The 21,040-nt window shown below is 61.1% G+C and carries 19 protein-coding genes, 1 tRNA gene and 1 pseudogene; 13 read left to right on the plus strand and 8 right to left on the minus strand.

The genetic code is table 11. The annotated features are described in order from the left end of the window. Positions 1 to 242 (plus strand): transposase (locus E4Q23_RS08265; protein WP_169066200.1); only part of this gene is annotated, 242 nt, incomplete at its 5' end. A 141-nt stretch (positions 243 to 383) separates the two neighbouring features. Here E4Q23_RS08265 and E4Q23_RS08270 read toward each other — a convergent pair. The 3 genes and pseudogenes from E4Q23_RS08270 to E4Q23_RS08280 form a co-directional block, all read right to left on the minus strand. Continuing rightward, positions 384 to 1,451, minus strand: a pseudogene (locus tag E4Q23_RS08270) (type II secretion system protein GspD); the annotation flags it as partial. Positions 1,452 to 1,929: 478 nt separating this feature from the next. Then, entirely contained in the window at positions 1,930 to 3,357 is a 1,428-nt protein-coding gene (locus tag E4Q23_RS08275; RefSeq protein ID WP_169066201.1) for an AAA family ATPase, read from the minus strand. Then, the gene (locus E4Q23_RS08280; RefSeq protein ID WP_169066202.1) at positions 3,357 to 4,814 is read right to left on the minus strand and encodes a sigma-54-dependent transcriptional regulator; all 1,458 of its coding nucleotides are present in this window, start codon (positions 4,812 to 4,814) and stop codon (positions 3,357 to 3,359) included. Before E4Q23_RS08280 ends, E4Q23_RS08275 begins: the two co-directional genes overlap by 1 nt. A gap of 137 nt (positions 4,815 to 4,951) precedes the next feature. Here E4Q23_RS08280 and E4Q23_RS08285 point away from each other — a divergent pair, with 137 nt between their 5' ends. The 10 genes from E4Q23_RS08285 (at position 4,952) to murA (ending at position 11,968) form a co-directional block, all read left to right on the plus strand. Continuing rightward, positions 4,952 to 5,770, plus strand: coding sequence for an ABC transporter ATP-binding protein (locus tag E4Q23_RS08285; protein ID WP_169066203.1), 819 nt, complete (start codon positions 4,952 to 4,954; stop codon positions 5,768 to 5,770). A gap of 28 nt (positions 5,771 to 5,798) precedes the next feature. Further along, the gene (gene mlaE / locus E4Q23_RS08290; protein ID WP_211203690.1) at positions 5,799 to 6,572 is read left to right on the plus strand and encodes a lipid asymmetry maintenance ABC transporter permease subunit MlaE; all 774 of its coding nucleotides are present in this window, start codon (positions 5,799 to 5,801) and stop codon (positions 6,570 to 6,572) included. Beyond that, complete coding sequence (gene mlaD / locus E4Q23_RS08295) at positions 6,572 to 7,039, plus strand: outer membrane lipid asymmetry maintenance protein MlaD (RefSeq protein ID WP_169066205.1); 468 nt, start codon at positions 6,572 to 6,574, stop codon at positions 7,037 to 7,039. Before mlaE ends, mlaD begins: the two co-directional genes overlap by 1 nt. Before the next feature lie 13 nt (positions 7,040 to 7,052). Then, on the plus strand, positions 7,053 to 7,778 hold the full coding sequence (locus E4Q23_RS08300; RefSeq protein WP_169066206.1) for an MlaA family lipoprotein: 726 nt from the start codon (positions 7,053 to 7,055) through the stop codon (positions 7,776 to 7,778). Between the two features lie 67 nt (positions 7,779 to 7,845). Then, positions 7,846 to 8,460: an MlaC/ttg2D family ABC transporter substrate-binding protein gene (locus E4Q23_RS08305; protein WP_169066207.1), complete on the plus strand. Its 615-nt coding sequence runs from the start codon at positions 7,846 to 7,848 to the stop codon at positions 8,458 to 8,460. Further along, the gene (locus E4Q23_RS08310; protein WP_169066208.1) at positions 8,457 to 8,750 is read left to right on the plus strand and encodes an STAS domain-containing protein; all 294 of its coding nucleotides are present in this window, start codon (positions 8,457 to 8,459) and stop codon (positions 8,748 to 8,750) included. Before E4Q23_RS08305 ends, E4Q23_RS08310 begins: the two co-directional genes overlap by 4 nt. Positions 8,751 to 8,785: 35 nt before the next feature. After that, positions 8,786 to 9,712 (plus strand): ABC transporter ATP-binding protein, encoded by a 927-nt coding sequence (locus E4Q23_RS08315; protein WP_169066209.1) that lies wholly within the window; start codon positions 8,786 to 8,788, stop codon positions 9,710 to 9,712. After that, the gene (locus E4Q23_RS08320) at positions 9,709 to 10,464 is read left to right on the plus strand and encodes an ABC transporter permease (RefSeq protein ID WP_169066210.1); all 756 of its coding nucleotides are present in this window, start codon (positions 9,709 to 9,711) and stop codon (positions 10,462 to 10,464) included. The genes E4Q23_RS08315 and E4Q23_RS08320 overlap by 4 nt, the downstream gene beginning before the upstream one ends. A 3-nt stretch (positions 10,465 to 10,467) precedes the next feature. Further along, positions 10,468 to 10,713, plus strand: a complete 246-nt coding sequence (locus E4Q23_RS08325; protein ID WP_211203688.1) for a BolA family protein — start codon at positions 10,468 to 10,470, stop codon at positions 10,711 to 10,713. Continuing rightward, on the plus strand, positions 10,706 to 11,968 hold the full coding sequence (gene murA / locus E4Q23_RS08330) for a UDP-N-acetylglucosamine 1-carboxyvinyltransferase (RefSeq protein ID WP_169066211.1): 1,263 nt from the start codon (positions 10,706 to 10,708) through the stop codon (positions 11,966 to 11,968). Before E4Q23_RS08325 ends, murA begins: the two co-directional genes overlap by 8 nt. Before the next feature lie 157 nt (positions 11,969 to 12,125). Here the strand turns inward: murA and E4Q23_RS08335 are convergent, their stop codons facing one another. From E4Q23_RS08335 to E4Q23_RS08350, 4 genes are all read right to left on the minus strand, one after another. Next, on the minus strand, positions 12,126 to 12,416 hold the full coding sequence (locus tag E4Q23_RS08335) for a DUF3579 domain-containing protein (protein WP_169066212.1): 291 nt from the start codon (positions 12,414 to 12,416) through the stop codon (positions 12,126 to 12,128). A 222-nt stretch (positions 12,417 to 12,638) separates the two neighbouring features. Further along, positions 12,639 to 12,713, minus strand: a tRNA-Val gene (locus E4Q23_RS08340). Between the two features lie 398 nt (positions 12,714 to 13,111). Further along, positions 13,112 to 14,044 (minus strand): alpha-E domain-containing protein, encoded by a 933-nt coding sequence (locus tag E4Q23_RS08345; protein ID WP_169066213.1) that lies wholly within the window; start codon positions 14,042 to 14,044, stop codon positions 13,112 to 13,114. A gap of 18 nt (positions 14,045 to 14,062) precedes the next feature. Beyond that, on the minus strand, positions 14,063 to 15,478 hold the full coding sequence (locus E4Q23_RS08350; protein ID WP_169066214.1) for a circularly permuted type 2 ATP-grasp protein: 1,416 nt from the start codon (positions 15,476 to 15,478) through the stop codon (positions 14,063 to 14,065). Positions 15,479 to 15,786: 308 nt separating this feature from the next. Here E4Q23_RS08350 and E4Q23_RS08355 point away from each other — a divergent pair, with 308 nt between their 5' ends. Further along, positions 15,787 to 16,368, plus strand: a complete 582-nt coding sequence (locus E4Q23_RS08355) for a Tll0287-like domain-containing protein (protein WP_169066215.1) — start codon at positions 15,787 to 15,789, stop codon at positions 16,366 to 16,368. A gap of 22 nt (positions 16,369 to 16,390) precedes the next feature. Here the strand turns inward: E4Q23_RS08355 and gltA are convergent, their stop codons facing one another. Further along, positions 16,391 to 17,707, minus strand: a complete 1,317-nt coding sequence (gene gltA / locus E4Q23_RS08360; RefSeq protein WP_169066216.1) for a citrate synthase — start codon at positions 17,705 to 17,707, stop codon at positions 16,391 to 16,393. A gap of 636 nt (positions 17,708 to 18,343) precedes the next feature. Here gltA and E4Q23_RS08365 point away from each other — a divergent pair. Then, positions 18,344 to 20,944, plus strand: a complete 2,601-nt coding sequence (locus E4Q23_RS08365; RefSeq protein ID WP_169066217.1) for a [protein-PII] uridylyltransferase — start codon at positions 18,344 to 18,346, stop codon at positions 20,942 to 20,944. Positions 20,945 to 21,040 lie beyond the last annotated feature (96 nt).

A 21,040-nucleotide genomic window follows, 5' to 3' on the forward strand; every position in this document is an offset into this window, starting at 1 on the left:
CGGCCCCCTTGCCCGACAATGCCACGCCAGTACAGGCGATGTCCCATCGGCTGAAGACCAAGGATGGACGAGCGCGCTACGCCTTACGCAAGCAGACGATCGAGCCGGTCTTCGGGATCATCAAGTCGGTGATGGGCTTTCGCCGCTTCTCCCTGCGCGGCTTGAAGAAGGTCACCGGCGAGTGGACGCTGGTTTGCCTCGCCTGGAATTTGAAGCGCTTGGCCGTATTGCGTCCACAGTAGGGAGAATGAGGGGAAATCCCTTGGAAACGCCAGAAAACCAGGGAAATCCGGCTTTTTGTCCCACATGGTGAAACGCGCCGGCTTTGCCGACGGGTAGTCCGACAAGCTGCTAGTAAGCGCTGGGTTGGGGTCCTGCTTAAGTTCGGCGATACTGGAAATCGACGGACGGACGTTAAGGGTCACCGTGCCGTTGTCGCTGATCTGCGGCGTCAGGCTCATGAAGAAACCGATCGAGACTGACTGCGGCGTGGTTGTGGTACTCACGGTCGCGTTGGTGTTGGGACCTCCTGCCACGGAATCCTGCTTGACGCTGAAATAGACGAAGTCCTCGGAAACCTTGAGCGTCGCCGTCTGGTTGTTGAGCACCGTCAGCTTGGGGCTGGAGAGGACCTTGACGGTGCCAAAGGCACGCAGCAGTTCCACGCTTCCCAGCAGACTCGCCGGGTTGAGGCTGCTGTACTTGATGACGTAGGGCGTCACGGCCGTACCGACATTCGTCGTCACCGCCGGCTTGGTGATCTCGTAAGTGCTGCCACTGGTCAGGCGACTCCACTCGATACCCTGCTGGTAGCCATCACTCAGGCCCACCTCGACGATCGTTGCCTCGATCAGCACCTGGCGCCGGGCGCTGCTCATCACCCGATCGAGAAAGGCCTGCACTCTTTCGTGTTGTCGAGCGGTCGCCCGAATGTCGATCACCCCCGTTTCCGGATTGGCGATGACCGACGCAGCTTCACGAAAGGTCATCCGTTTGACGACGGTGGCGCCGGTGTTCTGCAGCGTCGCCGGATTCGGGCTGCCGGCCAAGCCTTGTGCGAGCTGCGTCAGGCGCGCCGCAGTGCCCTTTGCCTGTGCCGGCGCGCCAGCACCGGTACCGCTGGTACTTTGCGAGCTGGCCTCCTCGGTCACCGTCTCGGTGGAACCTTCCGGGAAGACCTTGTCGGTCTCATGCAGCAGGTCTTTGAGGTTTTTCTCGAGGGACGCCCAGAAACGGTTGTTCGACTTGTTCTCGATCTGAATCCGCGAGGTGTTCCCCGTTCCGGCCGCACCGCCAGCGCCGGTCGCCAACGCGCTGGTGGAAATCTGGGTGTTGGTCGATATCGTGGCGGTGGCGTCGCGAGAGATGTTGACGTAGTCGACCTTGTAGTTCTTCAAATAGGGGGCGTCGGGCATCACCGCCAGGTTCGGGCCATCGAGTTCGAAGCGCATATCCACCTGCTTGGAAATACGTGTAAGCAGCTGCGGCAGGGTCTGATCGATGGCGTTGAGAGTCACTTCTCCGACAATGCCGGGATGGATATCAACGTTCAGCTTGGCATCGCGGGCGAGGGCAAAAAGCAGATCGTGAACCGCGACGTTGTTGACCACCACGCTGTAGGTCTCGGTCTTGCCGGCCGGCCGTGGCCTCGGTAGAGAGAGGCTCTGTTGAACCGGTGCAGGAATAGTGCCCGGCGTGCTGACCACGCTGTCGGCTTGCAGGTGTGCAGGCGCCGGCCCGCCACTGAGCGTCGTCGGCGTACAAGCGCCAAGGAGAAGCGAAAAAAGGATGGCGCTGAGAGTTTGCAGAGGCACGCTCGGGCTTGCTCCGGTTAAGGGTTGACTTCATGATACCACGACAAAACTTCGAGGCAAGTGCATGATTTTTATTGTGTTACAACCCTATTCCGAGGCGCCCCGGAGAGCGTTGTCAGCGTAGTCGGCTGACCGCTCGAACGTAGGGCTTGCTCGCCGGGCTGACCTCGGCGAGCTTGGCCAGCGCAGCATTCGCCAGCTCGCGTGACGGATAGTCGCCATAAATGACGCCGAGCCGGTCGCGACCGCTCAGATTCGAGCGATAGACGCGAAGCTGCTGCAGGTCAAGCGTTGCGGCATGCTTGTCAATGAAATCCAGCACTTCTTTCTCACTTGCGGCATCGACGACGAGCAACTGAATGAAAAAATGACTATCCGGAGTCTTTGCCAGCCAGGCGGCGCTGGCCGCGCTACGCTCAGCCAGCGTCAGAGAAGCTGGCGCGCGCGGCAACTCGGTGCCTGGTAGCGGGGCCTCCGCAGCGGCGACCGAAAGCTCCGCCGTTGCGACACCGGACGTTGCGTCCAGCGCCAAGGCCGGCGCCGCAAGCGGTGCCTCGACGCCCTGTGCCACGGCCATGGCCGCGACGACCGGCGGCTCGGCGAGGGGAGCGCCGGCCGGGCCGCCAAGACTGGCGAGGTTCCGAGTGCCGGCGAGATAGGCGACGACGACCACTACGCAAAGGCCTGCTGCCGCGGCGCCCGCCCAGGCCCAGCCGACGCCAAAACGGCGCTTGAGGCGGCGGAACTCGACGTCGCGAATCGCCGCCCGGACCTGCCGCCGATCGATCTGATGCACACCTTCGGAGAAAGCGGCGAGCAGTGCCTTGTCGGCAAGAATGTTGATGCGTCGGCTGAGCCCTTCTGAGGCCTTGCTGATCAGCTCGACAGCCCCTTTGGTGAAGGGATCCGGCCCCCGATAACCGGCCGCGCGCAGGCGGAACAACAGATAGACCGAAACATCGCTGCGGCGCAGCGGTTCCAGCCTGAAATTGTGGGTGATGCGGTCATTGAGTTGGCGCATGCTCGTTTGCCGTAAGCGGGAATCCAGCTCGGGCTGACCGAAGAGAACGATTTGCAGCAGTTTGTGGCGGTTGGACTCCAGATTGGAAAGCAGCCGAATCTCTTCCAGAGCCTCGGGCGGCATGGCATGCGCCTCGTCGATCAAGGCCACCACCTGGCGACCGCTGCCGTAGATCTCCAGGAGACGCTCTTGAAGCGAACGGAGCAGCAGATGGTTACGCCCGTCCGCAAGGGGGATGCGCAACTCCTCGGCAATGGCGAAGAGAATTTCGTCGCGCGAGAGCAGCGGATTGGACAGATAGACCGTCTCGACGTTATCCGGGAGCTTCTCGAGCAACATCCGGCAGAGCATCGTTTTGCCGCTACCCACCTCGCCGCTGACCTTGACGATGCCTTCATCGTGAGTGATCGCGTAGATCAGAGCCTCGAGCGTCGCGCCGCGCTTGCCGCCGGCAAAAAAGAACTCGGTATGCGGCGTGATCCGAAAAGGCGCTTGATGCAGGCCGAAATGTTCTAGATACATCAGAGTTCCCGCGCCGACGATTCCATGCGGTTGTAGAGCGTCGTGCGATGGATGCCGAGCAGGCGAGCAGCCTGACTGACATTGCCATGCGCCAGCTTCAGCGCGGCTTCGATATAGCCGCGTTCGGTGGCATTGAGCAAGCCATCGAGACTGAAGGGCTCGCGTTGCCGCAAGCGCTGCGTTGCCGCGGCGATGATGACCTCGCCGTCGGCCTCCTCACCGCCGCCAGTGGCGACGCCGGTCGCCGCGGCCAGCGGCTCGTCAGGCACGTCAAGCTCGGCTTCGAGCGCAGCCACGTCGACCACCTGCCCCGAGTGCTTGCTGGCCAGACGAATGACAATGTTACGCAACTCGCGGACATTGCCGGGAAAAGAGTAGTCGAGCCAGAGGCGCCTTGCCTCGGCGGAAAGACTGAACGGCAGTTGCTGCGCTTGGGCCGCGTACAGCTGCCGGAAGTGTTCAAGCAGGAGCAGCTTGTCGTCGCCCATCTCGCGCAATGGCGGAGCGACGATGGCGCACACCGACAGGCGGTGGTAGAGATCAGCCCGGAAATTTCCGGTCCGCACCTCCTTGCGCAAATCGCGGTTGGTGGCGGCAATGATGCGCGCCCGGCTGACGCGCGGCTGTGTTTCGCCGACCCGTTGATACTCGCCGTTTTCCAGCACCCGCAGCAGCTTGGCCTGTAGTTCGAGCGCCAGTTCGCCAATCTCGTCCAGAAACAAGGTACCCTCGGTGGCGTCTTCGAAGTAACCCGCCTTGGTGGCGATGGCGCCGGTAAACGCGCCGCGCGCGTAGCCAAACAAGGTTGCCTCCACCAGGTTCGGCGAAATTGCCGCGCAATTCAGCGCCAGGAACGGCTTCTCGCGACGGCGCGTATCGTAATGCAGACAAGCCGAAGCGATGATTTCCTTGCCGCTCCCCGATTCACCTTCGATCAGTACCGCGAAAGGCAGGTCGGCATACTGTCGCAACTGCAACCGCAGTTTGTCGATAGCCGGGCTGTTACCGATCAGCGGTGAGGCAGCCGCGCCCGGCGGGCGCTTCTCGACGAGGGCGCGAAACGTCAGCGCCCCTTGGAGAAGCTGCTGCAGATCGGCGGGGTTGCACGGCTTGGCCACGAAATCGGCCGCGCCAAGCGTCCGCGCGTGACGTGCGTTGCCGTCCTCGCTTTGTCCGGAGAGGACGACGATACGCATTTCCGGCGCGACCTTGAGCAGCTCCGATATCAGCGCAAAGCCCTCGTCGGGACGATGCGGCAGCGGCGGCAGACCGAGGTCAAGCAGCGCCAGCTCCGGCGGCCGGCGCAACTGCCGAAGCAGCTGCAAGGCATGCGGGCGCGAATGGCTGGTGACCACTTCGAAGAACGAACTCAGCGAAAAACTCAAGCTGTCACAGATCAGCGGGTCGTCGTCAACAATCAGCAGCAGGGGTTTATCGGGCAGGGAGATTTCCGTCATGGGAAGAATGAAAAACGGGCCGTTGTTTCCGGGTAGATTAACACGTCACTGTTTCCCAGATACGCGGGCGCCAAGCAATTCACGCGGCTGACGCCGAGAGTCCGGTATAATGGTTTTTTTTGTCTCAGGATTCAACAGTGTCTGACGATAATCTGGTCGAAATCAAGGATCTTGATTTCGCCTATGACGATCGGCCGATCCTCAAGGGGATCAGCATGCAGATCCCGCGCGGAAAGGTCGTCGCGATTATGGGCGGCTCCGGCTGCGGCAAGACCACTCTGCTGCGGCTGATTGGTGGGCAGCTCAAGCCCAGCCGCGGCGAGGTGCTGGTCGACGGCCTGTCGGTGCCCAAATTGCGCCATGACGAGCTCTACGATCTGCGCCGACGCATGGGCATGCTGTTCCAGTTCGGCGCGTTGTTTACGGACATTTCGGTATTTGACAACGTCGCCTATCAGATGCGCGAGCACACCGACCTGCCCGAGGAACTGATCCGCGACCTGGTCCTCCTCAAGCTCAATGCCGTTGGCTTGCGCGGTGCCGATCAGCTGATGCCCGCCGAACTCTCCGGCGGCATGGCCAGACGAGTAGCACTGGCACGGGCGATTTCGCTCGACCCAATGCTGATCATGTACGACGAGCCTTTTGCCGGGCTCGATCCGATCTCCCTGGGAGTCATCGGGCAACTGATTCGCAAGCTGAACGATGCGCTCGGCGCAACCTCGATCATGGTCACCCATGACATTCAGGAGTCGCTGCAGATCGTCGACTACATCTATTTCATGTCCGACGGAAAAGTGGTGGCGATGGGCACGCCCGACGAGATCCGCGCTTCGCAACATCCTTTTGTGCACCAGTTCGTTTTCGCGCAGGCGGACGGACCGGTCCCCTTCCACTATCCTGCCAAGCCTCTTGTTGAGGAATTGCTTGGGAAAGCTGCCCATGAGCGAGCCTAGACGTGATGGTCGGAGTACGGCTGTGGCGATGATCACCCATTTGGGACACCGCGTAACTTCGGCGCTCCAGCAGTTGGGCTTTATCGCCCGTTTCTTTGTCGTGCTGCTGCTCTCGTCCGGACAGTCCTTCCGGCGTATACATCTGACCATCCGCGAACTCTATTTTTCCGGCTTCCAATCGCTGCTGATCATCATGGTTTCTGGTTTGTTCATCGGCATGGTGCTCGGCATGCAGGGCTACGAAACACTGCAGCGCTACGGCTCCGCCGACGCCCTTGGCGTTCTGGTAGCGTTATCGCTGGTCCGGGAACTTGGTCCCGTGGTCGCTGGACTGCTCTTTGCTTCGCGGGCCGGCTCGGCGATCACGGCCGAAATCGGCCTGATGAAGGCAACCGAGCAGCTCACGGCAATGGACATGATGGCGGTCAACCCGATTGCCCGCGTCGTGGCCCCGCGTTTCTGGGGTGGCGTGATCTCGATGCCCTTGCTGGCGGCGCTATTCTCGGTGGCAGGTATCTTCGGCGGCTACCTGATAGGGGTCATCTTCATCGGCGTCGACGAAGGCGCATTCTGGTCACAGATGGGGGCTTCGGTTGATTTTTACCATGACATCTGGAGTGGCATCATCAAGAGCTTTGTCTTCGGCATTGCGGTTTCGCTGATTGCCGTCTTCGAGGGCTACGATGCAGTACCGACAGCGGAAGGCGTTTCCAGCTCGATCAAGAGCACTGTCGTGCAGTCGGCACTGGCGATCCTGGCGCTCGACTTTGTATTAACCTCGTTCATGTTGCGGGAGGCTTGATGAGTCGCAAGTTACTCGACCTGTGGGTCGGAATTTTTGTTGCCATGGGACTGGCTGGCGTACTGTTCCTGGCGCTGAAGGTGGGCAATCTCTCGGCTGGCAATTTCGCCGAAACATACCCGCTGACGGCCAAGTTTGCTAATATCGGCGGCCTGAAGGTCAGGGCGCCGGTAAAAAGCGCCGGCGTCGTCGTCGGCCGGGTGGCTGACATCCGTTTCGACCCCAAGGACTACGAAGCGGTGGTCACCTTCCACATCAACGAGAGCTATCGTTTTCCAAGAGATACTTTCGCCCTGATCCTGACCGCCGGCCTGCTCGGAGAGCAATACATCGGCCTTGATCCAGGCGGCGACGAAAAGATGCTGCAGGCCAACGACGTGATCACGAAAACGCAATCCGCAGTGGTGCTGGAAAGCCTGATCAGTCAGTTCATGTTCAACAAGGCCTCGGAAAGTCCGACAGAATAACGGAAGGAAATCAGTGAAACCAACTTTTTCGCGCCCCCTTACCGCCTGCGCCTGCGCAGTGGCGATTCTTGCCGCCAGCGGTTGCGCAACGGTAGATCAGGATCCGGCAGACCCCTTCGAGGGCTTCAACCGCGCCATGTTTGCCGTCAATGAAGGCCTCGACAAGGTTGCCATCAAGCCCGTAGCCCAAGGCTACGACGCTGTGACGCCGCTGCCGGTCAAAGTCGCGGTCGGCAATTTTTTCGGCAATATCTGGGACTCGTGGACGGCAATCAACAACCTCCTGCAGGGCAAGGGAGCTGACGGCCTTTCCGATATTGGACGGGTGCTGATCAACAGTACCGTCGGTATCGGCGGCATCTTTGACGTGGCCGGCGAAATGGGCTTGGTCAAACACACCGAAGACTTCGGCCAGACGCTCGGCACGTGGGGCGTTCCCAACGGCCCCTACTTCTACTGGCCCATCATCGGACCGCGTACGACACGGGACACCTTCGGTTGGCTGCTCGACACCTATTACGATCCGGTCTGGCGCGTCGACAACGTTGCGCTGCGCAACAGCCTGGTTGCGCTGCGCTACACAGACATCAGGGCGGGCTACCTGCCGGCTGACAAGGTGGTTGAAGAGGCGGCTTTCGACAAATACTCGTATATACGCGATGCCTACCTGCAGAATCGTCGCAGCTTGATATTCGACGGTGTCGACAGTCCCCCGCCACCGCTTTCCCCTGACCATTGAGCGGCCGCGTCGGCTGCTGTAGACCATGCTGCGTTAAGCAGCAGTCCTTACTTGCACGGAAATATTCATGAGATCTCTACTGTCACTATTTTTTTCTCTATTGCTGCTGGCGGGCTCCGCGGTCGCACTGGAGCAGTCACCCGATGCACTTGTGCAACAGGTCACCGACGATGTACTGAACATCGTCCGTCAGGACAAGGACATTCAGAGCGGCGATACCGCCAAGGCTCTCAAACTGGTCGAAACAAAGGTGCTCCCGTACTTTGATTTCCGGCGCATGACGGCCCTCGCCGTCGGACGCAACTGGAACAAGGCCACACCCGAGCAGCAGCAACGCTTGGCTGAAGAGTTCAAGAACCTGCTGGTACGCACCTATTCGAATGCCCTGACCTCGTTCAAGGACCAAAGCGTCTCCTACCGGCCGAGCACCTTTGCAGCCGGCGCAACCGATGTCGTTGTCAAGACCGAAGTCGTGCAACCGGGCAGCCAATCGATTCCGCTCAATTACTCGCTCGAAAAGCAGGGCAGCGGCTGGAAGGTCTACGATGTCATCGTCTCCGGCGTCAGCCTGGTCACCAATTACCGGGGAACCTTCGCCCGCGAAGTCAGCAACAAGGGTATCGACGGGCTGATCCAGATGCTCAGCAATAGAAACATGCAACTGGCAAACGCCAACAAATGATCGAGCAAGCAGAAGGCCGGCTGCGTGTCACCGCGCCGATGCTCATCGCCAACGCCCGTGCGCTGCTCGAAGCAGGCTACCCCCTGCTGAATTGCGGTGCACAATCAGGCGAATTGCTGCTCGACCTTGCGGGCGTGGCCGAGCTTGATTCGTCATCGCTGAGCACCTTTTTCGCCTGGCAGCGCAAGGCTACGGAGCGCGGCGTCCAACTGCGAATTGCCCATCCGCCGGCAAGCATGATCAGCCTGGCAGAGCTATACGGCGTCTCCGAACTCCTCCCGCTCGCCTGAACGGGCGACGCAGCTTCGACCCCGTCCCCGATGCCATGAGCGTCGCAGTTTCTATTTCTCAAGTCGAAAAGCGCTTTGGCAGCTTGCGGGCGCTCGCGGGTGTTTCGCTGCAGATTGCCGAAGGCGAATTTTTCGGTCTCCTCGGCCCGAACGGCGCGGGTAAGACAACGCTGATTTCCTGCCTGGCCGGCCTCACCCGCCCGGATGCCGGCACGCTGAGCGTCATGGGCCACGACGTGCTCAGCGACTACCGCGAAGCGCGGCGAAGACTGGGCGTGGTTCCCCAAGAACTCGTTTTCGACCCCTTCTTTTCGGTACGCGAGACGCTGCGGATTCAATCCGGCTATTTCGGAATGCGCAACAACGACGACTGGATTGACGAGATTCTCGCCAATCTTGATCTCACTGCCAAGGCCGACATCAACATGCGCCGCCTGTCCGGTGGCATGAAGCGGCGTGTCCTGGTCGCGCAGGCTCTGGTACACAAGCCGCCAGTGCTGGTCCTCGACGAGCCGACCGCCGGCGTCGACGTCGAGTTGCGCCAGGGCCTGTGGCAATTCATCCGCCGTCTCAACCAGGACGGCCACACGATCATCCTGACGACGCACTATCTCGAGGAGGCAGAAGCTCTCTGCGGCCGAATCGCGATGCTCAAGCAGGGACAGGTCGTGGCCCTGGATACGACCCGCAACCTGCTGGCACGCTTCTCGGGTCAGACACTGAACCTCCGTCTCGCGGGCGGGCCAGCTTCGCTGCCCGCCGCCCTGCGCGCTCGCGCCAGTGAAAGTGAGCAGACCTGCGCCTTCCACCTGGCAAGCCTCGACGAGCTCGAACCGCTATTGGCGACCCTGCGCGCGGCTGGCTGTGGTATTGACGACCTGCGGCTGACGCAAGCCGACCTCGAGGACGTCTTTCTCGGCGTCATGCAGGAGAGTGGTAGCGCGCAGGACACCGCAAGATGAGCAGCGGCTTCCTAACCTTGCTCTACAAGGAGCTTTTGCGTTTCTGGAAAGTGAGCTTCCAGACCGTCGGCGCGCCGATACTCACCGCACTGCTCTACCTGATGATCTTCTCGCACGTGCTGGAGTCGCACGTGCAGGTGAACGGTGTGCCGTACGCTGCCTTTCTGATTCCCGGGCTGGTGATCATGTCAGCGCTACAGAACGCCTTCGCCAACAGCTCGTCGAGCCTGATTCAGTCAAAAGTGACGGGCAGCGTCGTTTTCGTGCTTCTGCCACCGATCTCTTACGTCGAGTTCTTCCTGGCCTACGTCGTTGCCGCAATGCTGCGCGGCGTGATGGTCGGCGGCGGCGTACTGGTGGTAACCATGTGGTTCGCACCCCTGACTTTCACTGCCCCGCACTGGATTCTGCTCTTCATCGCTCTCGGCGGCGGGATCATGGGAACCCTGGGGATGATCGCCGGTATCTGGGCCGACAAGTTCGACCAGTTGGCGGGTTTTCAGAACTTCCTGATCATGCCCCTGACCATGCTCTCTGGCGTCTTTTACTCGATTCATTCGCTGCCCGAATTCTGGCAACTCGTTTCGCGTTTCAACCCCGTGTTCTATATCATCGACGGCTTTCGCTTCGGCTTTTTCGGCGTCTCGGACGTGCCGCCGGGAATTAGTCTGGCGGTCGTTACCGCAACTTTCCTGCTGGTGTCCGCGGCAACGCTGGCGCTCCTCAGGAGCGGCTACAAACTGAGGTCCTGAATCATGATGCACCCTGAACAAGTCCGCAAAATCATCGCCGAAGGCATCGCCTGCGAGCATCTCGAAGTCGCCGGCGATGGCCAGCATTTCGAAGCCCTGATCGTCAGCGGCGAGTTCGCCGGCAAGAGCCGCGTGCAAAGGCAGCAGGCGGTGAACGAAATACTACGTCAGCATTTCAACAGCGGCGCACTGCACGCACTGTCGATGAAGACGCAAACACCTGCCGAATGGAGCGAGACGCGTGGATAAGTTGCTGATCGAGGGCGGCACGCCGCTGGCCGGCGAAATCGCCATTTCGGGTGCCAAAAACGCCGCCCTGCCAATTCTCTGCGCCAGCCTGCTGTCGTCCGAGCCGCTGCATCTAAGCAACGTACCGCGGCTGAAGGACATCTCGACGATGCTGCGCCTGCTCGAACAGATGGGCGTCGCTGTCGAAGACCTCGGCGCCGACGGGCTGCTCTTGAACAGCCGGGGGCTCGACAACCCGCTTGCCCCCTACGATATGGTCAAGACCATGCGTGCGTCGATCCTGGTCCTCGGCCCCCTGCTGGCGCGCCATGGTGAAGCGCGGGTGTCCTTGCCGGGCGGTTGTGCAATTGGTGCGCGGCCGGTCGAACAACACATCAGGGGGCTACAGGCGATGGGTGCCGAAGTGCTCGTCGAGCATGGCTACATCCAGGCCAGGGCGCAAGGCAAAGGTGGCCTCACCGGGGCGCGCATCGTCACTGACATGGTCACCGTCACCGGCACCGAAAACCTGATGATGGCGGCAGTCCTGGCCAAGGGCGAAACGATCATCGAGAATGCTGCTCGCGAACCCGAGGTGGTCGACCTGGCGAACTGCCTCGTTTCGATGGGTGCGCAGATCGCTGGCGCCGGCACCGCCAAGATTCGCATCCAGGGCGTCGAGCGCCTGCATGGCGCAAGGCATGCGATCATGGCCGACCGCATCGAGACCGGCACCTATCTTTGCGCGGCCGCGGCGACGGGTGGCAATATCCGGCTGACCAATACCTCGGCTGCCAATCTCGACGCCGTGATCGACAAGTTGTTCGATACCGGCTGTGAACTGCTCATCGAGCGCACGGCGATTACGCTACAGGCACCGCCACGGCTAAAGGCGGTAAGTATCCGCACTGCACCCTACCCGGCTTTTCCGACCGACATGCAGGCGCAGTTCATGGCCGTCAACTGTGTCGCCGAGGGATCGGCGGTTATCCGCGAGACGATCTTCGAAAATCGCTTCATGCACGCCGTCGAACTGATCCGCCTGGGGGCTGACATCAAGATCGACGCCAGCAACGCCATGGTCACCGGCGTCGGCCATCTTGATGGGGCGACGGTAATGGCCACCGACCTGCGCGCCTCAGCCAGCCTGGTCATCGCCGGTCTGGTAGCGCAGGGCGAAACCTTGATCGAGCGCATTTATCATCTCGACCGCGGCTATGAACGCATCGAGGAAAAGCTCGGCCAGCTTGGCGCACGCGTAAGAAGAATTGGCTGAGGAAGCGGGAGTGGCGGATGAGGGGATGCGGAGCGCCTGCGGCTGGGCGACGAACCGCTAAGCCGGCGAACCACTCGGCTTCCAGCTAAGGCGCATAGTCGAACTCGGTAACTGTGGCCGCTACACGGAAGACGGCTGGTCCTTTGACAGAAATCGCCTAACGGCCGGGCAGGACGCCTTCAATCAATTCGAGGTCGTTGTCCTGCGCGAAATGCAGCACGAATCTATAGGCCATGGGCTCAACTTCGTACAAGCCACCGTCGACAAAAACAGCCTTTTCTCCCTTGTAGTTGCGCGGCCCGACGTACGGTGAATAGCGCATTCGTTTCTCGGCGCCGAACGCCGAGAGAACGCCACACAAACGCTCGGCCCAGTCGCTTGGGCGGAACTTCTTGCCGGCGGTGGTCCGTCCGACGATGATGAAGGAGGAATGCGACGAAGTGGTCATGTCTTGGTGATGTCGTAACGAAGAAAAGCGCCAACGACTCTCCGGGATTGTCGTCGAATGACTAAAGCGAAGCGCAACACGCGGATTCTACCAGAAAGACGCCTGCTTGGCGGCTCTTGAAGAGCCTTGCTGGCCGATGTCAGGGTGATCAATGGCGTGGCCATGGGCGGCTGGCGGATAACTCGGGCCAGGCCAGTCGGGAATTGCTGGCGGCGGAAATGATGGTGGGCGATAGTGGGTTCGAACCACTGACTTCCACCGTGTGAAGGTGGCACTCTACCACTGAGTTAATCGCCCGATGTTCTGCGGCAGGGACAGGCTGCTGTCGGTACGCGGCGGCTGCAAGGCTGCCGAAAAAGAACGCCGACAGACGGTGCCGCCGAAAGAAGCGCCATCCGGGAAGCGGATCCACAGAAGGCGGGATTAGATCACAAGTCGATAGTCGGGTCAATGTCGATAACGAGCTACCAACGGGTGTCACGCACAGCAACTCCGGCCGCACGGGCAAGGCTTCTTGAAGCGCTTGCCGGGCGTGCCGAATGCGAACAGCGGCGAGCGCGCCAAGCGGGCTTCGCAGCCCCTTGTGAGCGCCCCGCACTGCCATCCCGTGGCTTGCCCTTGGCGCAGCCGATGAGGTTTTGGGAGCACTGTGCAAGCGCGCAGCAGCCGAGTCGCAAGCAGCCACCAAGAAACGTTCAGGCGGGCATAAGGAAGTCGCGACTGATACCCTCGCCAAGTTCATAGATGCGATCCATGAAATCCGTCAAATACTCGTGCAGCCCACCAGCCAGCACATCTTCGATACGCCCGAAGTGCAACTTGGCATGCAGTACACCCGCCTGGCGCTGGGTCTCCGCCGAAGCACTGTTGGCAATCAAGGGCAACATGCGGACAATGCCGTCCGCACAGGAATGCAGGGATCGCGGTAGATCCATGCGCAGAATCAGCAGTTCGGCGACCCGGGCCGGGGTGATCGCATCACGATAGACCTTGCGGTAGACCTGAAACGCCGACAAGGAGCGGAGCAAAGCGCCCCAGCGATAGAAATCACTGGCCCCCTCGTCGCCGTTGCGCAGGACGTGATATTGCATGTCGAGAATGCGCGCCGTGTTGTCACCCCGCTCGAGCAGCCCGCCGAGGCGAATGAAATGCAGCGCGTCGTCCCTGAGCATGGTGCCAAAGGTCACCCCGCGGATGACGGCCGAACGCAGCTTGACCCACTCGAAGAACTCGCTGACACCGCGCGCCAGTACCTGCTCGACATTCTGCTCGCGGAGTTCGATCCAGGTGGCATTGACGCTTTCCCACATTTCGGCGGTTAGCGTACCGCGCACCGCGTGCGCATTCTCGCGTGCGGCACGCAGGCAACTGAAGATCGACGAGGGATTGGCAGCATCGGCGACCGTGAACCGCAGGACATTTTCGGCGCTGACCTCGTCATAGACCTTGGCGAACGCTTCCTCCTGGCTGTTCAGGGCGAGGATGGCGCGCCAGTTCTCGTTCTGCGCCGCCAGGGGCTGCGGCACCATCGACATCTGGTAGGAGGCGTCGAGCAATCGGGCCATGTTTTCAGCGCGCTCGGTACTGCGTGCCATCCAGTAAAGGTGATCAGCTGTGCGGCTCAACATCTCGGTTCTCCATCCATCTCAGTTTTCCAACACCCAGGTATCCTTGGTACCGCCGCCCTGCGAGGAATTGACCACCAGCGAGCCTGCGCGCAGGGCGACCCGCGTCAGGCCACCGGGCACCATGCGGATGCTCTTTCCGGAGAGCACAAACGGACGCAGATCAAGGTGGCGCGGCGCGATGCCCGCCTCGACGAAGGTCGGGCAGTTGGACAGCGCCAGCGTCGGCTGTGCGATGTACTTCTCCGGCGCGGCGACGATACGAGCGCGGAAGTCCTCGATCTCGGCCTTGCTCGACGCCGGCCCGACCAGCATGCCGTAGCCCCCCGCTCCATGCACCTCCTTGACCACCAGTTCCGGCAGGTGCGCCAGTACATATTTGAGGTCCTCGGGCTTGCGCAGAATCCAGGTCGGTACGTTGTGAAGTATCGGCTCTTCACCGAGGTAGAAGCGGATCATCTCCGGCACGTAGGGATAGATCGACTTGTCATCGGCGACGCCGGCACCAATGGCATTGGCCAGATTGACGTTGCCGGCCTGGTAGGCGCCGAGCAAGCCCGGAACACCGAGCATCGATTCCTTGTTGAAGGCCAGCGGATCGAGAAAGTCGTCGTCGAGCCGACGATAGATCACGTCGACCCGCTGCGGACCCTGTGTGGTGCGCATGAAGACCGCCTGCTCCTTGACGAAGAGATCTCTGCCCTCGACAAGCTCGACACCCATCTGCTGAGCAAGAAAACTGTGTTCGAAATAGGCGCTGTTGTAGGCGCCGGGCGTCAGTACCACCACCGTCGGGTCGGCGACGCCTTTCGGTGCCACGGTGCGCAGGTTTTCGAGCAGCAGGTCAGGATAATGCTGAACGGGCGCGACCATGTGCCGCGAGAAGAGTTCCGGAAACAGCCGCATCATCATCTTGCGGTCCTCAAGCATATAGGACACGCCGGACGGCACGCGCAGGTTGTCTTCGAGGACGTAGGACTCACCTGCCCCGGCACGCACCATGTCGACGCCCGCGATATGAGCGTAAATCCCGGCCGGCAGGTCGACGCCGATCATCTCGCGCCGGAACTGCGCGTTGTTGCGCACCTGATCGTACGGAATGTGTCCGGCGCCGAGAATTTCCTGATCATGGTAGATGTCGTGCACAAAGGCATTAAGCGCCTTCACTCTCTGCCGCAAGCCCGCTTCCATCACCGTCCACTCACTCGCCGGGATGATGCGCGGGATGATGTCGAAGGGGATCAGGCGCTCGGTGCCGGCCTTTTCTCCATAGACGGCAAAGGTAATGCCAAGGCGGTGAAAGGCGCTATCGGCCTCGGCCTGCTTGCTCGCCAGACGCTCAGGCGAGGTCGCTGCCAGCCAGGCCGCAAAACCCTCGTAATGGGGTCGCAAGCCGCCGGCAGAATCGTACATCTCGTTATAGAAGTCTACATTCATGAGGCTCACCGACAGAGTGGATTAAGCAGTATTAAGCAGAAACCGTGCCATAAGCTAAACAAGCTTCAAGTGGGAGAGCGCCATGCGACGAACAGGCAACGGCGCCTACGAATGGTGCGCAAAACGCCCTGCGAAGCACCGCGACGGTGCATGACAGCCCCGGCCCGGGGCTTACACGCCCAGCGGCGTGAAGGCGGGCGAAGGCCTGCAACGCACAGGATGATCGCGCCGCCAGGCAGGAGCGCACGTCCCCGGCGAGGCCTTGTCATGTTATATTAGCTACCTCTTATACACTATCGGGAGCCATCATGAAGAAATCCACAGCCCTTATTCTCGCTCTTTCGCTCACCTCCGCCACACAGGTCGTGCACGCGCAGGATACCGCCGCACTAATGAGCGAAACGCGAAAAACCGCGCTGCCAATCTTGCCAAAAGTGGTGCAGGCGATGCAGACGGCCGTGCAGGAACAGGGTCCCGTCGCTGCCATAGCGGTCTGCAAGGAAAAAGCGCCGCAACTGCTGCGGGAGATGCAACAGCACACCGGCTGGGCGATCCACCGTGTCAGCCTGAAGACTCGCAACGCGACGACCGGCACGCCTGACGCCTGGGAAGCGCGACAGCTGGCCGAATTCAACATTTTGGTCGCCAACGGTGCGCAGCCTCAAGAGCTGGAAGTTGGCGAGATCGTCGTCGCCAGTGGTGGGCAACGCAGTTTCCGCTACATGAAAGCACTGCCGGTCGTCGAGGTCTGCCAGACCTGCCACGGGCCGGCCGATTCGCTATCGCCCGAACTCAAGGCAGCGCTGGCCAAGGATTACCCGCACGACCAGGCGACCGGCTATGTCGCCGGCGAGATCCGCGGCGCCTTGTCGGTCACGCGGCCGCTGTAACCCGCCGGACAGCTGCTGCCTGCTACGCGGGTATGCGCTCAGACCCACGCGCCGAAGCGACAGGGACATCGCGCCGTGCGGGGCCGATATAGAGCTGCCGCGGGCGGGCGATCTTGTATTCGGGGTCGGCGCGCATTTCTTCCCATTGCGCCATCCAGCCCGCCGTGCGTGCCACGGCAACGATGCAGCCAAACATCGAAGCGGGCAGACCCAGTGCTTTCTGCAGAATACCCGAATAGAAATCGACGTTCGGGTAGAGCTTGTTCTCGACGAAGTACGGGTCTTCAAGTGCGATCCTGTCGAGTTCTATCGCCAACTTGAACAGCGGATCATTCTCCAGGCGCAGCTCGGTCAGCACTTCGGTACACAATCGGCGCATCAGCTTTGCGCGCGGATCGAAGTTGCGGTAAACGTAAAGACCAAAGCCGGTCACTTTGGAGTGATCGCTCTCGATCCTGGAGCGGCTGATCATCGCCGCAACTTTCCGCACATCGCCGACTTCCTGGAGCATCGCCAAACAGGCTTCGCTGGCGCCGCCGTGCTCGCGACCCGACAGGCAAGCTATCGCCGCAGAAATGCAGGCGAAGGGGTTGGCCCCGGACGAACCCGCCATGCGCACCGTCGAGGTTGAAGCGTCCTGAGCATGATCGGCATGCAGGATCAACAGTCGGTCAAAGGCCCGCATCAGCACCGGGTTTAGCTCGAATTTCTCGGCCGGATTCGCGAACATCATGTGCACGAAGTTGGCCGCATAATCGAGGTCATTACGCGGATGTACCGGCGGATGACCCATGGTGTACTTGTAAGCCATCGCTGCCAGCGTCGGCATTTTGGCAATGATGCGATGAATGGTCAGGCTGCGCTGCTCGACATCGGAAAAGTCTGCCGCTTCACGATGGAACGCGGACAGCGCGCCAACCACGCCAACCATCACCGGCATGGTGTGCGCATCGCGGCGAAAGCCATGGTAGAAATTCACCATCTGGCCATGCACCGGCGTGTTCCTCTTGATGGTTTCCGCGAAGCTCAGCTTTTGCGCCACATTCGGCAGTTCGCCATTCTTCAGCAAATACGCCACTTCAAGAAAGTCGCAGCGCTCGGTCAGTTGCTCAATCGGATAGCCTCGATAGAGAAGTTCACCCTTCGCACCATCGACGTAGGTAATGCTCGATTTACAGCTGGCGGTCGACTCGAAGCCGGAGTCATACCCGAAGCGATCGGTGTTGCCGCCGAGCGCGCGAATATCCACGCACTCGTTGCCGTGTGTCGGCGTCAGAATCGGAAATTCCACCGGACCTTCTCCGGTAATGGTCAAAGTCGCCTTACGTTCGCTGCTCATCACTCAACTCCCCTTCAGATACTCGACATCACGACTTGCAGGTGGCGGACAATCCGCCGGCCAGCACCTCTTGCTCGCCTTTGCCAGGACCCAACACCAAGGCGCCTTCACCCCATTCGCCCTGCACTCAATTGGCACATTCCGCGGCTGCTGCAGCGCCGGTCGCCACGCTGACTGCCTCTCCGGGGAATTGCACGCCGGCGCCTGACAAGCACACGCCCCATTCTATCGCCACTACCGCCCCAAGCCTGTGCGAGCAGCGGATCGAAGCGCGCCAGCGCCTCGGCCCGCGGACAAACCTTGTCGCCAAGTGTAGCGTAGTTCCGCCAAGAAGAAACGTTTGCCGCCAGCGACCCAGCCCTGCGGAGCACGGCCGCTGACCAAGAGCGAAGGCGGCGGCGGTGCTCGCCAGCGTTACTGGCGCGACTTTTGCTTACCCCTGACGGGCCGCACCCGAGTTGGGCCAGACCGACAGCAATGGCCCGCTACCCGAAAGGGCTTTCCCCGATCAGCGAAAGACGAGATGACCATTCCGATGCTTCTCCCCTGGCTTGCACGCCGGGCATTGCTTGTCTGGCCGTTGCTGCCAGGATTCCTGTTACACCGCGGCTCACCCGCAGCGATGGGCGACAGACCATGAGCGCCGAACGCGCAGCGCGAAACAGGCTGATCAGCAGCTTCCGGAATCGCCTGCAGGAGGGTCAAAGAGCGATCTGCGAGCGATTTCTCACGACCGGGAACGCTCTCGCTCTGCTCCATGAACGCTGCCGGCTGATCGACGACACGCTCTGCGACCTCTGCCAGGCGGTGAACTTACCTGCCTCGCTCGCTGTGCTGGCCGTCGGCGGTTATGGACGCGGCGAGTTGTACCCGGCCTCCGATGTCGATCTCCTGATTCTTCTTCCGGAGCAGGCAGACGACGCCTTGACCGCGCAACTCGAAGGCCTGGTGTGCCTGTTCTGGGACATCGGACTGGAAATTGGCCACAGCGTGCGCACCATCGAGGAGTGCCTCGAGCAGGCCAGCGGCAATATTACCGTCCAGACATCGATGATCGAAGCCCGCCTGCTGGCTGGCAGCGCGTCACTCTTCGCAGGCTTTTCGGTGCGCATCAAAGCCGCACTGGACGCAAAAAACTTCTTCCAGACCAAGCGCATCGAGCAGGAGGACCGCCACCAACGCTTCGGCGAAACGCCCTACAGCCTGGAAGCAAACTGCAAGGAAGGCCCCGGCGGGCTGCGCGATTTGCAGCTGATTCTGTGGACCACACAGGCAGCGGGCTATGGCAACTGCTGGAAAGATCTCGAACGGCGAGGCTTCATCACCATTGATGAGAAACAACTGCTGGAGAGCAGCGAGGCCTTCCTGCGCGACTTGCGCACACGCCTGCACCTACTGGCCGGACGGCGCGAAGATCGCCTGCTCTTCGAGTACCAGACGGCTCTGGCTGAACAACTCGGCATTACCGCCACCGCCACCCAACGTGCCAGCGAACAGCTGATGCAGCGCTACTACCGGCGCGCGAAAGCGGTCCTGCAGATCAACGCCATTCTGCTGCAGAACATCGGTACGGCACTGGTACCTCCCCGGGAGGAGCCACCACAGCCGATCAACGAACGTTTCCAGAATGCGCACGAGCTCCTCGACGTGGTGCACGAAGACGTCTTCGACGTGACCCCGGGGGCCATCCTCGAGGCCTTCCTGTTACTCCAGCAGCATGCGGGCCTACACGGCATGACCGCCCGTGCGCAGCGCGCCCTGTGGCGTGCCCGCACCCTGATCGATGACGACTTCCGCCGCAACCCGACCAACCGCAGGCATTTTCTGGAGCTATTCACCTACGGAAATCGCCTGACCCAGGCCCTTCGGCGCATGAACCAGCTCGGCGTCCTGGGTCGCTATCTGCCCAATTTCGGACGTGTCGTCGGGCAAATGCAGCACGACCTGTTTCACGTCTACACGGTTGATCAGCATATCCTGCAGGTGCTGCGCCGCTTGCGCCGTTTCGCGATCGAGGAATTTGCGCATGAGTACCCGCTCTGCAGCCGCCTGATCAGTGACTTCGGCAATCCCTGGGTACTGTACATCGCGGCCCTCTTTCACGACATCGGCAAGGGTCGTGGCGGCGACCACTCGGAACTCGGCGCGATCGACGCTGCCCAGTTCTGCGCAGACCACGACCTCGCGGCGGACGAAAGCGAACTGGTCGTGTGGCTGGTTCGCCAGCACCTGTTGATGTCCAGAAGTGCCCAGAAAGAGGATATCTCAGACCCCACAGTCATAGCCAGGTTTGCCGAAATCATCGGTGATGAGAGACATCTGGTGGCCCTTTACCTGCTGACCGTTGCCGACATCCGCGGTACCAGTCCGAAGGTGTGGAATGCATGGAAAGGACAGCTGCTCGAACAGCTGTTCACCGCCACCCGGCGACATCTGCGGTCGAGTGAAGCACCGCCCATGCCCGCGGGAGTCATCGCCCAGCGGCAAGAGGAAGCAAGGCGCGTAATGCGCTTTCTGGCGCTTCCCGAAACCATCCATGAACGCTTGTGGGAGCAGGTCGATACGGTCTATTTCCTGCGCCAATCAGCCGAGGAGATCGCCTGGCATGCTCGCGTGCTGCACGACCGCCGCAAGACCGACACGCCCCTGGTCAAGGCACGCCTCAGCCCCCTCGCCACAGGACTCGAAGTCATGGTCTACGCGCACGATCAAGCCGACTTGTTTGTGCGCATAGTCGGTTTCTTCAGCAGCGCCGATTACAGCATCGTCGACGCCAAGATCCACACCACCAGCGATGGCTATGCCCTCGATACCTTCGTCCTGCTCGACGTCACCAATCGCCACAGCGAGCGTGAGATGATCAGTTACATCGAGCACGAACTGAGCCAACGTCTGTCTCGGCACTCGGCTGGCGAGGCACCTGCGAGCGGGCGCGTTTCGCGCCAAGTGAGACATTTTCCCTTGCAGCCACTGGTCAGCATCCAGCCCCTGGTAAGCCTCGAAGCCGATGAAACCGGAAAGATGTTCGTGCTGACCGTCGTCGCAGCGGATCGCCCCGGCCTCCTGTTCACCATCGCCACGCAGCTGGCGGCACATCGCGCCAATCTGCACACAGCCAAGATCGTCACCCTTGGCGAACGCGTCGAAGACACCTTCCTGATCAGTGGCGGCCATCTCGAGGAAAGTGCCTGTCGTGTGAAACTCGAGGCCGATTTGCTGAAACAGTTGCAGCTCTGACGATGCGACTCTTTCTTGCCCACAGCCGTCCTGCTGCTGCATGGCCTGCGCGCACCGCGGTGATCACCCCCGCGATCTGCGCAGCCTGGCGTATGC

It is taken from the genome of Candidatus Accumulibacter phosphatis (genome assembly GCF_012939955.1).
Lineage (GTDB): Bacteria > Pseudomonadota > Gammaproteobacteria > Burkholderiales > Rhodocyclaceae > Accumulibacter > Accumulibacter delftensis.

What these genes read in the sequence shown, in the direction of transcription:
- gltA (WP_169066216.1), bottom strand. Translation starts at nt 17,707, where the DNA reads ATGAGCAGCGAACGTAAGGCGACTTTGACCATTACCGGAGAAGGTCCG.
- E4Q23_RS08325 (WP_211203688.1), top strand. Translation starts at nt 10,468, where the DNA reads ATGATGCACCCTGAACAAGTCCGCAAAATCATCGCCGAAGGCATCGCC.
- E4Q23_RS08280 (WP_169066202.1), bottom strand. Translation starts at nt 4,814, where the DNA reads ATGACGGAAATCTCCCTGCCCGATAAACCCCTGCTGCTGATTGTTGAC.
- E4Q23_RS08335 (WP_169066212.1), bottom strand. Translation starts at nt 12,416, where the DNA reads ATGACCACTTCGTCGCATTCCTCCTTCATCATCGTCGGACGGACCACC.
- E4Q23_RS08345 (WP_169066213.1), bottom strand. Translation starts at nt 14,044, where the DNA reads ATGTTGAGCCGCACAGCTGATCACCTTTACTGGATGGCACGCAGTACC.
- E4Q23_RS08315 (WP_169066209.1), top strand. Translation starts at nt 8,786, where the DNA reads ATGAGCGTCGCAGTTTCTATTTCTCAAGTCGAAAAGCGCTTTGGCAGC.
- E4Q23_RS08305 (WP_169066207.1), top strand. Translation starts at nt 7,846, where the DNA reads ATGAGATCTCTACTGTCACTATTTTTTTCTCTATTGCTGCTGGCGGGC.
- mlaD (WP_169066205.1), top strand. Translation starts at nt 6,572, where the DNA reads ATGAGTCGCAAGTTACTCGACCTGTGGGTCGGAATTTTTGTTGCCATG.
- E4Q23_RS08320 (WP_169066210.1), top strand. Translation starts at nt 9,709, where the DNA reads ATGAGCAGCGGCTTCCTAACCTTGCTCTACAAGGAGCTTTTGCGTTTC.
- E4Q23_RS08275 (WP_169066201.1), bottom strand. Translation starts at nt 3,357, where the DNA reads ATGTATCTAGAACATTTCGGCCTGCATCAAGCGCCTTTTCGGATCACG.
- E4Q23_RS08310 (WP_169066208.1), top strand. Translation starts at nt 8,457, where the DNA reads ATGATCGAGCAAGCAGAAGGCCGGCTGCGTGTCACCGCGCCGATGCTC.
- E4Q23_RS08350 (WP_169066214.1), bottom strand. Translation starts at nt 15,478, where the DNA reads ATGAATGTAGACTTCTATAACGAGATGTACGATTCTGCCGGCGGCTTG.
- E4Q23_RS08365 (WP_169066217.1), top strand. Translation starts at nt 18,344, where the DNA reads ATGAGCGCCGAACGCGCAGCGCGAAACAGGCTGATCAGCAGCTTCCGG.
- E4Q23_RS08355 (WP_169066215.1), top strand. Translation starts at nt 15,787, where the DNA reads ATGAAGAAATCCACAGCCCTTATTCTCGCTCTTTCGCTCACCTCCGCC.
- mlaE (WP_211203690.1), top strand. Translation starts at nt 5,799, where the DNA reads ATGATCACCCATTTGGGACACCGCGTAACTTCGGCGCTCCAGCAGTTG.